Genomic DNA, 14,367 nt, shown 5'->3' with positions numbered 1-14,367 from the left:
TCTCATGAAACGCATAATGCTAATTGGCCCCAGCCAGTGCGGTAAAACGTCACTCACGCAGTGCATGCGGGGAGAGGCGCTTCACTATCAGAAGACCCAGGCCATTGTCTGGTCTCCCACAACGATAGACACACCGGGTGAATATCTCGAAAACCGCTGCCTGTACAGCGCGCTGCTGGCCAGCGCCTGTGAAGCAGACATCATCGCACTGGTTCTCAATGCTGACGCGCCGTGGTCACCTTTTTCTCCAGGTTTTACTGGTCCGATGAACCGACCCGTTATCGGCCTCGTCACCAAAGCCGATATAGCCAGCCCGCAGCGTATTTCTCTCGTGGAGAGTTGGTTAGTTCAGGCTGGCGCGCAAAAAGTATTTGTCACCAGCGCGCTGGAGAATACCGGGGTCGATGAGATGTTCATTTTTCTGAATGCAAAGGAACCTTCATGTCTCACAAAATAATGGCCATTAATGCAGGCAGTTCCTCGCTTAAATTTCAGCTTCTGGCGATGCCGCAGGGTGAAATGATTTGCCAGGGACTGATCGAGCGTATCGGTATGTCTGATGCGCAGGTCACCCTAAAAGCACCAGCGCAAAAATGGCAGGAGACGTTGCCCGTAGCCGATCACCGTGAAGCAGTAACGCTGCTACTGGAAAAACTGCTCAGTCACAATATTATCAGCAGTCTTGAAGAGATCGACGGCGTTGGCCATCGCGTCGCACACGGTGGAGAATCCTTCAAAGATTCCGCACGGGTAACCGATGAAACACTGGCGGAAATCGAACGCCTAGCGGAACTGGCACCGCTTCATAACCCGGTTAATGCGTTGGGGATTGCGATATTTCGCCAGCTACTGCCGAAAACGCCAGCCGTTGCGGTTTTTGACACGGCTTTTCATCAGACCCTTGATGAGCCTTCTTTCATCTATCCCCTGCCCTGGCGCTACTACTCAGAGCTGGGTATTCGTCGTTATGGTTTTCATGGTACCAGCCACAAGTATGTCAGCGCTCAGCTTGCTGAAAAGCTGGGCGTGCCGCTCAGCGCCCTGCGGGTTGTTTGTTGTCATCTGGGCAACGGCAGCAGCATCTGCGCTATCAAAGGCGGACACTCGGTAAATACCTCCATGGGTTTTACGCCGCAGTCTGGCGTAATGATGGGCACGCGAAGTGGCGATATTGATCCATCCATTCTGCCGTGGATTGCCCTGCGTGAAGGCAAAACCCCGCAGCAGCTCAACCAATTGCTCAACAATGAGTCCGGATTACTCGGAGTTTCTGGTGTTTCACCCGACTACCGGGATGTTGAACATGCCGCAGATACGGGCAATCACCAGGCAGCACTGGCGTTGACGCTTTTTGCCGAGCGGATTCGCGCCACTATTGGCAGCTATATTATGCAGATGGGCGGTCTGGATGCGCTGGTGTTTACCGGGGGAATTGGTGAAAATTCAGCGCGGGCTCGCGCCGCGATTTGCCACAACCTGAATTTCTTAGGTCTGGCCGTTGATGAAGAAAAAAATCAGCGTAACGCCACCTTTATTCAGACGGAAAATGCGGTGGTTAAAGTGGCGGTGATTAATACCAATGAAGAGCTGATGATAGCCCAGGACGTTATGCGTTTAGCGATATCAGAAACTGTGACATTGGGCATTCCCGCCTGATATTGCCGCACCGCAAATTGCGGCAAATCATGGTAATAGCGCGATCGCCATGACACTATGCGCCGAGGATTGCTGAACACAAAGGTGAAGACGTGGCTGTTGCGCAATGTCCCGCATCGTGCGGAGAACTTATCCAGGGCTGGATTCTGGGCAGTGAGAAACTGGTCTCCTGCCCAGTCGAATGGTATAGCACCGTTGAGGTCACTTCAGGCTCACCGCTGACAGATGAACGTCCACTTTCTCGGGCAATGGTTGACAGGTTATTACAGCACTGGCAGTACCCGGCGCATCTCAGTCAGGATATCCGGATAGATGTTCAGTCAACCATTCCCATCGCGAAAGGAATGGCCAGCAGCACTGCGGATATTGCCGCCACGGCCATCGCCGCGGCGCATTATCTGGGCCATCAGCTGGACGAGCCAACACTGGCACAGCTTTGCGTTTCGCTGGAGCCGACCGACAGCACCGTTTTTCGTAAGCTTACTCTTTTCGATCATAACAACGCCTCCACGCAAATTGGTTGTGAAGCTCAGCCTCAACTCGATCTGCTGGTTCTCGAAAGCCCTGAAACATTGCGTACCGCGGATTATCACCGTATTCCACGTCATTCCGGCTTGCAGGCGGGAGCTGCGGCCCTCAAACGGGCATGGGAAAAAGTACAGGAAGCCTGTATTAGTCAAAATCCTTACCGGTTGGGAGAAGCGGCTACGCTTAGCGCTATCGCCAGCCAATTGCTGTTACCAAAGCCGGATTTTGATTCACTATTAGCACTGGTGGAAGAATGTGATTTATACGGCGTCAACGTCGCGCACAGCGGCAGCGTAGTCGGACTGATGCTGGACAGAAATCGTCATGATGTGGATTACATTAAATGGATGCTGACGCAGAAAAAACTTACGATTCACTGGCCAGAACAGCATTTGTTACGCATGGTGACGGGCGGGGTCGAACTGCAATAAGGGTCGCCGCACGGCAGCGACCCGGACAAGCATAAAATCGTTACTCGGCTTTCGCTTCGCCGTTTTTCACTTCGCCCATGGCTTTCAGCTTTTTAGAGATATCGCGGCGTTCTTTAGAGATCTCGGCGTTTTTGATGATGTAGTCATCAACACGATCTTCATAATCGCTTTTCATGCTGGCAATGATGCCCTGAATCGCTTCCACGCTCATACCAGGCTTGATGTAGTCGCTCAGGTTGTCCAACAGCAGAACGCGTTTCTGGTTGTCACGGATCTTTTTCTCAACGTCCTGGATTTCACGTTGCAGTTTGTTTTTACGACGGAACAGACGAACAAATTCCAGCACGTCCTGGAAAGAAGGCTTGGTAGTTTCCATTTTTACACCCCTGATAATGTGAGATTCGGATTCGTTAAAACAACGGCTAAAGTGGGTCAACATTACTTTCATGCCCGCCATACTTCAAGTTGCATCTGCATCGACAATGCATGGTTGAAACCTGAGTTATCGAGGGTAAAGTCATTGCAGTTACCAATGGTTTTAGCCTTTTTCAGTATCATACCTCTAATCTTTGCTGAATCGAAGCAGCAGTAGAACCAATCCCCTCATCTGCTCTTTATTTGCGCAGTGCGCGACAGATTAAATGTGACAGTAACTCCAGTTGTCGAGCCATCTCCATGTTCAACCAAACGTAGCCGTGAATGGGCGTTTCTGCGACATTATCGCCTTTATGCTCAGCAATAAGCTGACGCAGCTCTGCTACGGTGTCATTGAGCTTTTCCGTATTGGCAAGCACCGGCTGCGGATTACCTTCATACAAGGCGTGGGTTATTGTCAGTAGTGCCTGCTGGGTCCTGAGCTGAGTTTCACGCAGCGTATGCGCATTCAACATGACAAAGTGGCTGGTACGGCTGGCCCACAGCGCATTAATTTGCAGCTCGAGCATGCAGACCAGATTGCGATTCACCGTCTGAATAGCCTCAAAGATCGATTTTTGAATGCGGGTTTCCTTGCTGGCAGGAGCGATGAGCCCACGCATTTTGACAACGTCGCTCAACAGTTGTTGTAAATGTTTTTCCAGCCGCGGTTGCTCGAGCAGATTGGGGGATAGCGCGGCCTGATACACCCGATTGTACCCCGTGACACAATGCGCCAGTTGGATACGCCAGTGTATAAATGCCCGCTGCGGCCAGATGCCGGTAAACAGCATCGCCAGTAACGACCCCAGAATAACATCACCACCGCGCCATAACGCGGTGTTCATATCTCCGGCAGGCGCACCCACGACCACGGCAAGCGTTATGCCAATCAGCAGCGCCTGATACGGCCTTTTACCCAGCGCCAGCCAGCCGCAGAGAAACATCGCTACCGCGCACCATATCAGCATTAACGGCAGCGAGAAGAGTTCCAGACGCAGGGCAACCAGTCCCAGGACCGAGCCCAAGATCGTGCCACCTATACGTTCAAAGGCCCTGGGAACAACGTTACCCCAAAAAGATATTGGCCCCATAATCACCACCAGCGTGATCAGAGGCCATGTACCTTCGGGAATGTTTAACAGGCGTACCAACAGAAAAGTAAGGAGAAACGCCAGCGCAATGCGAATACCATGCACCACACGATAATGACGATACAAACGAATTTCAAAAGGACTCAGCGATTTGTCTGCACGCACTCATGCACTCCGTCAGGGAATAGCAAAGAAGCGAATTGTACCTGTTTTTAGCGTGAAAAGATCATCCTGATTTACACCCCAAACAGTTACTTCGTCTGCACTGGCACGTACATTTCAATGTCCCAGTAACCGTCCTCCATGCCATTGTTCATATAAACTTCAAAGCAGGGTTTAGCGGCTATCGCATAAGTCGTATCCTGCAACAGGCGCTCGAAGAACTGATACCAAGGCGTCGCAAAATCGTGATTCTCAACGCGCGCAACGGCGACAGCATAGTCGCCACCCGCCAGTTCGGTGAGGATCACCCCTTCGCTGTTTTCCGGGATTTCAAAACCTTGAGGCACAGAAACCACGGTATCACAGCGCAGTTTTTCCGCAGGAACAACATCAGGGTTGTCGTAATAAACAGCAATCCATTCCAACGGCACAATCTGTTTACCGTCGACCCACTTCATTAATTGCTCAAACCCCTGCTTCACCGTTTGTTCCCACGGTCCAACCATATGGAAACCGGCAATCATGCGTTTATCGACCAGCTTTATCTCGTACTCCATACAACCTCCACTGTTACACTGTATTTATATACAGTGTAATTTCTGGCTATGTCGGCCACAAGGAAATAGTGATTATTATGTGAGCAGATTCGCACTCTTGCCAGTCAGACGCATCAGGAAAAACTACGCCTTGTGGTGGAAATAATCGCTCAGGCGCGAGAAAACGCCGCCTTCGCCGACGGATTCCAGCGTAACCAGAGGCCAATGCGCCACCAGCTTATCCCGATCGTAGAGTTCAATTTCCCCCACACGTTGATGCGCAGCGATGGGAGCAACCAGCTCTTTCTTATCAAGGACATATTTTGCTTTGATGTTAGGGACTTCTGCTTTAGGCAGGGCCATCCAGAAATCCTGCTCGGTTCCGAGGCTGATTTTTTCTTTATCGCCATACCAGATCCGTTCAGTGCCAACCTGCTTACCGCTACGCAAAACCTGCACTGTATCGAAGTTGTGTTGCCCCCATTGCAGCAGTTTACGTGCCTGATCTTCGCGCCCTTTAGCACTCTCCGCGCCCATCACCACCGCAATCAGGCGGCGCTGACCATCGACGGCGGAAGCAATCAGGTTAAACCCGGCACCGGACGTATGCCCTGTCTTCAGGCCATCTACGTTCATGGTTTTATCCCACAACAAACCGTTACGGTTTTGCTGTGTGATGCCGTTCCAGGTAAGGCTTTTCTCACTGTACATATGGTAGAAATCCGGTTCCCCGTGGATGATAGCGCGGGACAGCACGGCCAGGTCGTACGCGGAGCTATGCTGACCCGGCGCATCCAGACCATGTACCGTTTCAAAATGGGTGTCCTGCAGGTTCAGTTTTTGCGCATAGTTGTTCATCATCGCGACAAACTGCGGCTGCCCTCCAGCGATGTAATCCGCCAGTGCCACGCAGGCATCATTACCGGAATCAACAATTAACCCACGGCTGAGGTCGCGTACCGAAACGCGATCCCCTTCTTTCAGGAACATCAAGGATGAACCGACAAATACCGGATTATCTTTTGCCCAGGCATCGCGCCCGACGGTCACAATATCTGTCGGACTAATACGCTTGCTGTCAATTGCGCGATCGACAACATAGCCAGTCATCAGTTTCGTCAGGCTGGCAGGATTGCGCTGCTGGTGTTCATTACCGGCTGTCAGGATTTGGCCCGTGGTGTAATCCATTAACACCCATGCCCCGGCAGTAATCGCAGGAGGTTGTGGGGCGAAGCTCACGGCATCGCTCGCCCAGGCGGGCGAAAAACTCATCGTTAATAATGAAGCGGCAATAAACAAACGGCGTTTCAACAGCATGTCCTCAGGAAAGGGAGAAATAGCCGTTCTTTTTACGGAAGTTCTGTCGAAGAAACATGGATAAATTGCAAGAAAATGTGACATAAGGCACATTTTCTTGCTATCAGGAAAGGGTTTCAGAGACAAATCTCGCCGGAACTACCCTTTACGCGGCGCGGTCTCTGCGTGATGACTGCGATGGCGGTGATAACCATCGATCATACTGCGAAAAATTTGCCCTGGCGTGTCACCCAGCGTGCACAGGTAAATATGCGCGCAGATGAACAGTAAGCCCACAATCGCTAACGCCATATGCAGCACCAGCATCACCGGCCCCGCCCCTACCACCTGTGGGTAGAGACATAGCAACCCAGTGATGATCAGTAGTGGAACCAGTGCGTACATGATGGCCAGGTAGGCCAGCTGTTGCAGCGGGTTAAATTTGTCCTCTGCCGTTGCGGCAAACGGGTGCGGCTCACCTTTCATAATGCCATACAGATAAAAGCGTGTTTGCAGCAGGCAGCGTGATATCAACCCGCTAAATTTCACGCGATAATGGCAGCCGTTGCCGCTGGTTGCGTTTATTAACACAAAGCCAATCCAGAAGGCCAGCAATGCGAAGCCACACCAGGTATGTACCTGCACCATTAAGGCCACCGGTCCGACAGAAAAGTGGCCAAACAGGCCGCTCAGCAGAAGCAGGATAAAGAGCAGCGCATTACCCCAGTGCCAGCGGCGGACCGCCAGCGAATAGAGGTAGTCCCGATGCTCTTCCCCGGTTGCCGTTTTGGGCGCCAGCATCCGACGTAACAGCGCGTGCGTGACCAGGCCCGCAATCATCAGCACAATAATAACGCCTGCATAAATGAGCCACAGCGGCCAGTAGTCCGGCGCATAGTTAAGCTCTGCTCCCCAGATAGAATTCATACATTACCCTCCTGATGGATCTCTTTACGCCGATAGACACTTACCGGGCCGCTACGCGTATCCTGCTGGCGATAAACCTCTTTTTGATTAATCCAGTGCTGAATTTCCGGGTCATCGCGACGACCAAATTTCAGCGCATCCGTCGGACAAACGGAAACGCAGGCTGGCGATTGTCCGACCTCCAGGCGAGTATCGGCGCAGAAGTTACATTTGTCGGCAATCCCCGTTTGTGGGTTGAGGTAGCGGACATGGAACGGGCAAGCGGCAACGCAGTAGTCACAACCAATACAGCGAGACTTATCCACTTGCACAATGCCATTTTCGTCACGAAATGAAGCGCCGGTAGGACAGACGCTGACGCACGGCGCATCTTCACAATGCTGACAGGAAACGCGAACAAACTGGAAGTGGGACAGCACTTCGGGTTCATGTTCGGGTGAACGGATCTGCACTTGTAGGCGACTAAATCCCTCCGGCACGTCATTCAGTACCTTGCAGGCAACCGTACACGCCTGACAGCCAATACAGCGTTTCTCGTCATGCAGCATGACATAAGGGTTTGTTGATTGATTCATGATGTTCTCCTTTCTCATGCCCGACGAAGCGTGACGCCAGCGGTGTGCACCACCGTACCGGAAACCGGACTGGTAACATGCGGAAGCAAATTACCGCAGTGAATACCGTGCGTCGTCGCCGCGGTTTTAGCTCCCGCCTTGGCGCCAAATCCCATATAAACGAACAGCGTATCGGGTCGTATTCCGGCAGTAACCAGCGCTTTGCCTTTTTCCTTACCGGTCGCATTTTCCAGCCAAATCTCATCGCCGTTTTTGATGCCTTTTTCACGGGCCGTTTGCGGGTGGATCCACACCGCGTTATCCCACATCAGCTCACTCAGCAGTGGTACATATTGCGTCGCGCCGTTGGTATGCACCGCCACTTTTCCCTGAATAAAATAGAGTTCATTGTCGCCTTTGAGGGCAAAATTGCGGGCGCGCGGAATACCGTAGCCAGGCAAAAGAGCTTCCAGCTCTTCAGAGTAGAGTTCAATTTTTCCAGACGGGGATTTAAAGCGCAGTTGCTCGCCATAGGTACCGTCGCCGTCAACCGCCACCGCCCCCGGATAACGCGCCACAAACTGACGCACTGCTTCAGGTTCCCGCAGCAGCAGCGGAATCCCCCACTCCCGATATCCTTTCTGACGCAGTTCAGCGGAAAGCGCATGATCGCCATTAAGCTGGTACAGCTGCCGCGTCTGCATATCCTGCCAGGGGTAGAACTGCCCAAGGCCTAACTGCACGGCCAGTTCTTTCCAGATTTGCCAGCTCGGACGCGCATCCCCTATCGGCTCTACAACCTGCTGGCGCAGGGCATAGGCTGGATTCAGGCCCGACATGTCAGAGACTTCTTCATCGCGTTCAAGGTAGGTGCATTCGGGTAACAGATAATCGGCATATGCCGCGCTTTCGCTTAAATAGACATCGCAACTGACCACCAGATCGAGTTGTTCGACGGTTTTGACCAGATCAGGTCGGCAGGTCACGGTTTGGAAAGGATTGTGACGGGACATAATCCATCCCTTCACCGGATACGGTGTCTGGTTTAACACGGCATCGATGATGCTTTGCACCACGCCGCCGCCCGCCGCGATGTACTTGAATTGTGGGGCAACCAAATCGATGCGCTGCGCCGTTGGTTTGGGCAATTTGGCATCAGGTTTTGCCAGCACCGGAGCGACCTTCTCTCCGGCCAGCTTATTGTAGGTCGCCGCGGCTTTTTTCTGGTACAAGCCGCCTTCACGCTCAATATTTCCCAGCAGCGCATTGAGGGTGAAAATCATACGCCGCATATCAATTTCTTCTTGCGAAAACGTCGCGCGATGGCCAGGGCTGACGATAGCATGAGGCGCACAGGCGGCCATTTCGCGGGTGACCCGAACAATGACATCAGCAGGCACATCAGCTTGATTTTGCGCCCATTCCGGCGTGGTCTCTTGAACCGCTTCGGCCAGTTGGTCAAACCCTGTGGTGTAGCGCGCTACGAAGTCCGCGTCATACAGATGTTCATTAATCATGACGTGACACATGGCCATTAACACCGGCAAGTCGCCGCCCGGCTTGAGCGCATGCCATTCATCCGCCTTGCTGGAGAAAACTGACAAACGGGGATCGAAGCTGACCATTTTTGCGCCCTTTTCCTGCGCGGCCATCAGCTCATGCGTTTCGGCAACCTCAATACCTTCATAGAGATTGTGGCCAAAAGAGACCATATAACGGGTATTGGCGATATCCATAGCCAAATCGCCGCCCATCATCACTTTAGCGGCAATCGATTTTCCGGCAGGGCATGTCGACGCATGCGTAAAGGTGTTTGGCGATCCAAATGCCGTTGCCAGCTGAAATAAATGACCCGAAAGCGAACCAGATTTGGAAGAGAATACGACCCCCTGAGGACCATGCTGCGCTTTTATTGCCGTCATTTTTTCGGCAATTTCTTTGTAAGCCTGTTCCCAACTAATAACCTGCCATTCTCCGCTGCCGCGAGGCCCTGTGCGTTTCATGGGTTTGACAATACGGTGCGGGTCGTTGACCAGGCTAACACCACTGCCTCCTCGCGCGCAGACACGCGTGCCTTGTTGAGGCGCATTAGGGTTCCCCTGAATAAAAACCGTCTTGTTATTAATTACCTGTGCCTGTATTGGGCAACGATAAGAACACATTTCGCACAAGCTTGGCGTCAGAGATGTTTTCCCCTTAATGCTCTCTGGAGAATTTCGCGCCAGTGCGCCTGGCGGAAAACTGCCTATCGCGCAGGCTGAGCAACCGATACCCACTCCTCGCAAAAAATTACGCCGACTAATGCTCATATAACCTCCTGTTATTAGATATATCCAATTATTATATGGTGTTTAAATTATTAATTTTTAACCTCACTCACATTTCATTAGAATATAGAGCAGCTAACCGCCAAAATAAAAACCCATTGTTTATAAAAGAATTTTAAAATTTCCAGAACACAACAAATCAGCACCAAATAACAATAATGGTTCTCATTTATATTATTTATCGGATCATAGCTTTCAGAAAATTTATTCCAGTAATTTCCCTTAACAGTACAAAATTTATTAATCAATTCTATTAAAGCCTGTTCATCTCAATTTTATTGCGTACATCATTCAGCATTGATAATCGCTTTGCTGATTACCTCGCTATTTTTTGGTATTCTTGGACGAGCGCTAAATTGATCCCGGACATAACTGAACAATGAATGACGGCAAGCAGCAACCTGGTTTTCTCTTTCACGATTACGAGACCTTTGGTACCCATCCGGCGCTGGACAGACCCGCGCAATTTGCGGCTATCCGCACAGATAGCGATTTCAACATTATTGGTGAACCTGAAGTCTTTTATTGCAAACCCGCAGACGACTATCTGCCGCAGCCTGAGGCGGTGCTGATAACCGGTATCACACCGCAGGAAGCGCGTGAAAAAGGAGAAAATGAAGCCGCCTTTGCTGCTCGCATCCACGCCCTGTTCACCGTGCCGAAAACCTGTATCCTGGGCTATAACAACGTGCGCTTCGATGATGAAGTGACGCGCAACATCCTGTATCGCAATTTCTACGATCCCTACGCCTGGAGCTGGCAGAACGATAATTCACGCTGGGATCTGCTGGATGTGATGCGCGCCTGCTATGCCCTGCGTCCTGAAGGAATTAACTGGCCGGAAAACGACGACGGCTTACCCAGCTTTCGCCTGGAGCATTTGACCAAAGCCAACGGTATTGAACATGCCAATGCCCACGATGCGATGGCCGATGTATACGCCACAATTGCGATGGCGCAATTAGTGAAGTCGCGCCAGCCGCGCCTGTTTGATTATCTCTACAGCCATCGCAATAAGCACAAGCTGGCCGCATTGATTGATGTCCCGCAAATGAAGCCGCTAGTCCATGTTTCGGGGATGTTCGGCGCATGGCGCGGCAACACCAGTTGGGTGGCGCCATTGGCCTGGCATCCTGAGAATCGCAACGCGGTGATTATGGTCGACTTAGCCGGTGATATTTCACCGCTGCTCGAACTGGACAGCGACGCGCTGCGTGAGCGGCTCTACACTGCTAAAGCTGATCTGGGAGATAACCCAGCCGTGCCGGTCAAACTGGTGCACATCAACAAATGCCCGGTACTGGCACAGGCGAATACCTTGCGCCCGGAAGATGCCGATCGCCTTGGCATTAACCGCCAGCATTGTCTGGATAATCTCAAAATACTGCGCGAAAACCCGCAGGTTCGCGACAAAGTGGTGGCCATCTTCGCCGATGCGGAACCCTTTACGCCATCAGATAACGTAGACGCACAGTTATACAATGGTTTTTTCAGCGATGCCGACCGTGCCGCGATGAAAATCGTTCTGGAAACTGAGCCGCGCAATTTACCGGCGCTGGATATCTCCTTTGTCGATAAGCGCATTGAAAAGCTGCTGTTTAACTACCGCGCACGTAACTTCCCCGGAACGCTGGATGAAGCCGAACAGCAGCGCTGGCTGGACCATCGTCGTCAAATATTCACGCCGGAGTTTTTGCAAAATTACGCCAATGAATTGCAGATGCTGAGCCAGCAATATGCAGATAACAAAGAGAAACTGATGCTGCTGAAGTCACTCTGGCAGTATGCGCAAGAGATTGTATAACTCCCACGTATAAAAAAACCGGAGAACATGTCTCCGGTTTTTTTTATCTAAATACAGCTATTACGCGATATCTTCGTCGTACTGTGGCACCGGGTTACGGAAACTTTTGGTCACGCAAGCCAGGTAAATCAGACCAATAGCGGCCCAGATCAGACCCAGAACCATTGAGCTCTCTTCCAGGTTCACCCACAGCGCACCAACGGTCAGCGCACCGCACATTGGCAGGAACAGATACTGGAAGTGGTCTTTCAGCGTCTTGTTACGCTTCTCACGGATCCAGAACTGGGAGATCACCGACAGGTTAACGAAGGTAAACGCCACCAGCGCACCGAAGTTAATCAGCGCCGTCGCCATCACCAGGTCGAAGTTAATTGCCAGCAGAGCAATCGCACCAACCAGAATGATGTTCATGGACGGAGTACGCCATTTCGGGTGGACATAACCGAAGAAACTTTTCGGGAACACACCGTCACGCCCCATCACATACATCAGACGCGCTACGCCTGCATGCGCCGCCATACCTGACGCCAGTACGGTAATGGTAGAGAAAATCAGCGCGCCGACCTGGAAGAACTTACCAGCGACATACAGCATGATTTCCGGCTGCGAAGCGTCCGGATCCTTGAAGCGCGAGATATCCGGGAAGTACAGCTGCAACAGATAGGTGGAGACGATAAAGATCAGGCCACCAATCAGCGCGGTCAGGAAAATCGCCCGCGGGATCACTCGTTCAGCGTCTTTGGTTTCTTCAGACAGGTTGCTGATACCGTCAAAACCGGTGAACGAGAAGCACAGGATAGTCGCTCCCGTGATCATCGGGATCACATGCGCATCACCTGACCAGAACGGACGGCTGCTCGCCAGCGTACCGGCACCTTCCCCTTCGAACACGCCATAAACGACCATGCCGAGGATCACTGCAATCAGCACCACCTGCAACAACACGATGACGGTGTTGAAATTCGCAACAGATTTCAGGCTGCGCAGGTTAAAGGCGGTCATAAAGGCCACCAGCGCCACCACGAATATCCATGACGGTATCGACGGCACCAGAGCTTCAAAATAAATTTTCGCCAACAGAATGTTGATCATCGGTGCGAACAGGTAGTCCAGCAGTGATGACCAACCCACCATAAAGCCAACGGTCGGGCTAATGGATTTCTGGGCGTAAGTGTAGGCAGAGCCTGCAGACGGATAGCGACGCACCAGTTTACCGTAGCTCAGTGCGGTAAAGAGGATGGCGATCAGTGCAAAGGCGTAAGCTGTCGGGACGTGACCATCGGTCATTCCTGATACGATACCGAATGTATCGAACAGCGTCATCGGCTGCATATAGGCAAGGCCCATCATGACAACCGGAACCAGCGTAAGCGTTTTACGTAATTCCACGCGAGAGGTGTTTGGAGTAGCGTTATGCGACATGGTTATCCCCCATTACGGCGAAAACCGTCGCGTAAGCAAAAAATTGCCCCATTTTTTGTTAATCCTCAGCGACAACAACTGTCGATTTTTAAGTAAGTATCTATCCGGTACGAAGCCCGGCCTCTTTTATGAATGATTGGTTTGATGCAAAAAAATAACCGACGCGTATTAAAACGTCGGTTAATGTCATTTTTTGCAAGCGGCGTATTTTGCACTAATTTGGAGAGAAATAACAAGAGATTGAAGCTACTACAAAAGAATATTTTTTCTTAACTGATTGATTTATCAGCAGCCGTTTTAACGTACACCCCCGCAATAGCACTATTTGCTAAAATCTCATCCCGCCACCAGGCACTGGCCAACCCGGCAGTCTGTTCATTCCAACCTATCCACACGGGTTCAAAGATAATTTGTGCGACCACCTTTTTCTCAATCAGAGCGCCACTCTCCAGAAATCGCTGCGCCAGATAGCGCGGAATATAGCCGCATCCCAGACCACTGATTTGCAGTTCCAGCTTGGTTTTGAAGTCAAAAACGGTGATGGCTTCCTGATCGTCAAGCACCTGGGAGCCGGAGACGTTGGCATGCTGTGCATTGTCGCCCACCACAATCGCGCGAAAACGCCGAATAGTGCGACGATTCAACGGCTCCTGTTCCTGCGCCAGCGGATGATGCGACGCAACCACAAACACCTGCTCCAGAACCCCTAGCTGCGCAAAGCCAAATTCGCTCGCGGCAGGCGGCTCATGCGTGGCGCCGACAATAATATCCGCCCGCCCCTGAGTGAGGGCATCCCAGGAGCCGCCCAGCACGCCATTGATAAATTTCAGGCGCGTCACACTGTGGTGTTGATAGAAAGATTCGATGAGTGGGGCCAGCAGCGAAAAGGGAAACGTATCATCTACGCCAATAACCAGTTCATTCTCCCAGCCTTCGTGAAGTTTAATCGCCTGCTTTTCGAGTTCGCGGACGGTGTGCAACACCTCCCGCCCCTTTTCCAGCAGCATCTGTCCGGTACGGGTAAACTTAGCCCGATGGCCGCTGCGATCGAGTAGCTGAATATTAAGATCGCTTTCCAGCTTATGGACGGTGTAGCTAAGCGCAGACGGCGTCTTAAACAATTTTGCCGACGCCGCTGCGAAACTGCCCTCTTTTTCCAACGCATCGAGGATGATAAGAACGTCCAGCAGTGGTTTCATACTCGCCCCCTGGCGGT

The 14,367-nt window shown here is 51.7% G+C and carries 13 protein-coding genes and 1 pseudogene; 4 read left to right on the top strand and 10 right to left on the bottom strand.

Features of this window, described 5'->3' with window-relative positions; all coding sequences use genetic code 11:
• The first annotated feature begins 4 nt into the window (after nt 1-4).
• The 3 genes from pduV to OGV65_RS15485 all read left to right on the top strand — a co-directional run bounded on the left by pduV (nt 5) and on the right by OGV65_RS15485 (nt 2,615).
• A complete protein-coding gene (gene pduV, locus OGV65_RS15495) occupies nt 5-457 on the top strand; it encodes a propanediol utilization protein PduV (protein ID WP_235117111.1) in 453 nt (150 codons plus the stop codon).
• Nucleotides 442-1,656 carry an acetate/propionate family kinase gene (locus OGV65_RS15490; protein ID WP_047499004.1) on the top strand — a complete coding sequence of 405 codons (1,215 nt, stop codon included), beginning with the start codon at nt 442-444 and terminating at the stop codon, nt 1,654-1,656. Before pduV ends, OGV65_RS15490 begins: the two co-directional genes overlap by 16 nt.
• Before the next feature lie 92 nt (nt 1,657-1,748).
• Nucleotides 1,749-2,615 carry a GHMP family kinase ATP-binding protein gene (locus OGV65_RS15485; protein WP_016153543.1) on the top strand — a complete coding sequence of 289 codons (867 nt, stop codon included), beginning with the start codon at nt 1,749-1,751 and terminating at the stop codon, nt 2,613-2,615.
• A 40-nt stretch (nt 2,616-2,655) separates the two neighbouring features.
• Here the strand turns inward: OGV65_RS15485 and OGV65_RS15480 are convergent, their stop codons facing one another.
• The 7 genes from OGV65_RS15480 to phsA form a co-directional block, all read right to left on the bottom strand.
• Nucleotides 2,656-2,991, bottom strand: a complete 336-nt coding sequence (locus OGV65_RS15480) for a DUF496 family protein (RefSeq protein WP_003834176.1) — start codon at nt 2,989-2,991, stop codon at nt 2,656-2,658.
• A gap of 238 nt (nt 2,992-3,229) precedes the next feature.
• Nucleotides 3,230-4,288: an FUSC family protein gene (locus OGV65_RS15475; RefSeq protein WP_016156885.1), complete on the bottom strand. Its 1,059-nt coding sequence runs from the start codon at nt 4,286-4,288 to the stop codon at nt 3,230-3,232.
• A gap of 86 nt (nt 4,289-4,374) precedes the next feature.
• Entirely contained in the window at nt 4,375-4,842 is a 468-nt protein-coding gene (sbmC, locus tag OGV65_RS15470; protein ID WP_235117110.1) for a DNA gyrase inhibitor SbmC, read from the bottom strand.
• 123 nt (nt 4,843-4,965) lie between these two features.
• Complete coding sequence (gene dacD, locus OGV65_RS15465; RefSeq protein ID WP_032931656.1) at nt 4,966-6,138, bottom strand: serine-type D-Ala-D-Ala carboxypeptidase DacD; 1,173 nt, start codon at nt 6,136-6,138, stop codon at nt 4,966-4,968.
• Nucleotides 6,139-6,276: 138 nt separating this feature from the next.
• Nucleotides 6,277-7,044: a thiosulfate reductase cytochrome B subunit gene (gene phsC / locus OGV65_RS15460; protein WP_032319018.1), complete on the bottom strand. Its 768-nt coding sequence runs from the start codon at nt 7,042-7,044 to the stop codon at nt 6,277-6,279.
• Complete coding sequence (gene phsB / locus OGV65_RS15455; protein ID WP_016153548.1) at nt 7,041-7,619, bottom strand: thiosulfate reductase electron transport protein PhsB; 579 nt, start codon at nt 7,617-7,619, stop codon at nt 7,041-7,043. The genes phsC and phsB overlap by 4 nt, the downstream gene beginning before the upstream one ends.
• Nucleotides 7,620-7,633: 14 nt before the next feature.
• Nucleotides 7,634-9,907: a thiosulfate reductase PhsA gene (gene phsA / locus OGV65_RS15450; RefSeq protein WP_286455138.1), complete on the bottom strand. Its 2,274-nt coding sequence runs from the start codon at nt 9,905-9,907 to the stop codon at nt 7,634-7,636.
• 397 nt (nt 9,908-10,304) lie between these two features.
• Here phsA and sbcB point away from each other — a divergent pair, with 397 nt between their 5' ends.
• Nucleotides 10,305-11,729: an exodeoxyribonuclease I gene (gene sbcB / locus OGV65_RS15445; RefSeq protein WP_016153550.1), complete on the top strand. Its 1,425-nt coding sequence runs from the start codon at nt 10,305-10,307 to the stop codon at nt 11,727-11,729.
• A gap of 60 nt (nt 11,730-11,789) precedes the next feature.
• On the opposite strand, the gene plaP is transcribed toward sbcB, so the two are convergent.
• The 3 genes and pseudogenes from plaP to OGV65_RS15435 form a co-directional block, all read right to left on the bottom strand.
• Entirely contained in the window at nt 11,790-13,151 is a 1,362-nt protein-coding gene (gene plaP, locus OGV65_RS15440; protein WP_016153551.1) for a putrescine/proton symporter PlaP, read from the bottom strand.
• A complete protein-coding gene (yoeI, locus tag OGV65_RS25430; protein WP_099045591.1) occupies nt 13,141-13,203 on the bottom strand; it encodes a membrane protein YoeI in 63 nt (20 codons plus the stop codon). Before yoeI ends, plaP begins: the two co-directional genes overlap by 11 nt.
• A gap of 162 nt (nt 13,204-13,365) precedes the next feature.
• A pseudogene (locus tag OGV65_RS15435) lies at nt 13,366-14,350 on the bottom strand (LysR substrate-binding domain-containing protein).
• Nucleotides 14,351-14,367 lie beyond the last annotated feature (17 nt).

The sequence above is a fragment of the Citrobacter sp. Cb004 genome (assembly GCF_030337065.1).
GTDB lineage: Bacteria > Pseudomonadota > Gammaproteobacteria > Enterobacterales > Enterobacteriaceae > Citrobacter > Citrobacter braakii.
Note: the sequence above shows the minus strand (reverse complement) of the source record. Positions and strands in the feature narration are given on the sequence as shown.

Coding starts and splice junctions, on each gene's coding strand:
- pduV (WP_235117111.1), top strand. CDS start 5: ATGAAACGCATAATGCTAATTGGCCCCAGCCAGTGCGGTAAAACGTCA.
- OGV65_RS15490 (WP_047499004.1), top strand. CDS start 442: ATGTCTCACAAAATAATGGCCATTAATGCAGGCAGTTCCTCGCTTAAA.
- OGV65_RS15480 (WP_003834176.1), bottom strand. CDS start 2,991: ATGGAAACTACCAAGCCTTCTTTCCAGGACGTGCTGGAATTTGTTCGT.
- sbmC (WP_235117110.1), bottom strand. CDS start 4,842: ATGGAGTACGAGATAAAGCTGGTCGATAAACGCATGATTGCCGGTTTC.
- dacD (WP_032931656.1), bottom strand. CDS start 6,138: ATGCTGTTGAAACGCCGTTTGTTTATTGCCGCTTCATTATTAACGATG.
- phsC (WP_032319018.1), bottom strand. CDS start 7,044: ATGAATTCTATCTGGGGAGCAGAGCTTAACTATGCGCCGGACTACTGG.
- phsB (WP_016153548.1), bottom strand. CDS start 7,619: ATGAATCAATCAACAAACCCTTATGTCATGCTGCATGACGAGAAACGC.
- phsA (WP_286455138.1), bottom strand. CDS start 9,907: ATGAGCATTAGTCGGCGTAATTTTTTGCGAGGAGTGGGTATCGGTTGC.
- sbcB (WP_016153550.1), top strand. CDS start 10,305: ATGAATGACGGCAAGCAGCAACCTGGTTTTCTCTTTCACGATTACGAG.
- plaP (WP_016153551.1), bottom strand. CDS start 13,151: ATGTCGCATAACGCTACTCCAAACACCTCTCGCGTGGAATTACGTAAA.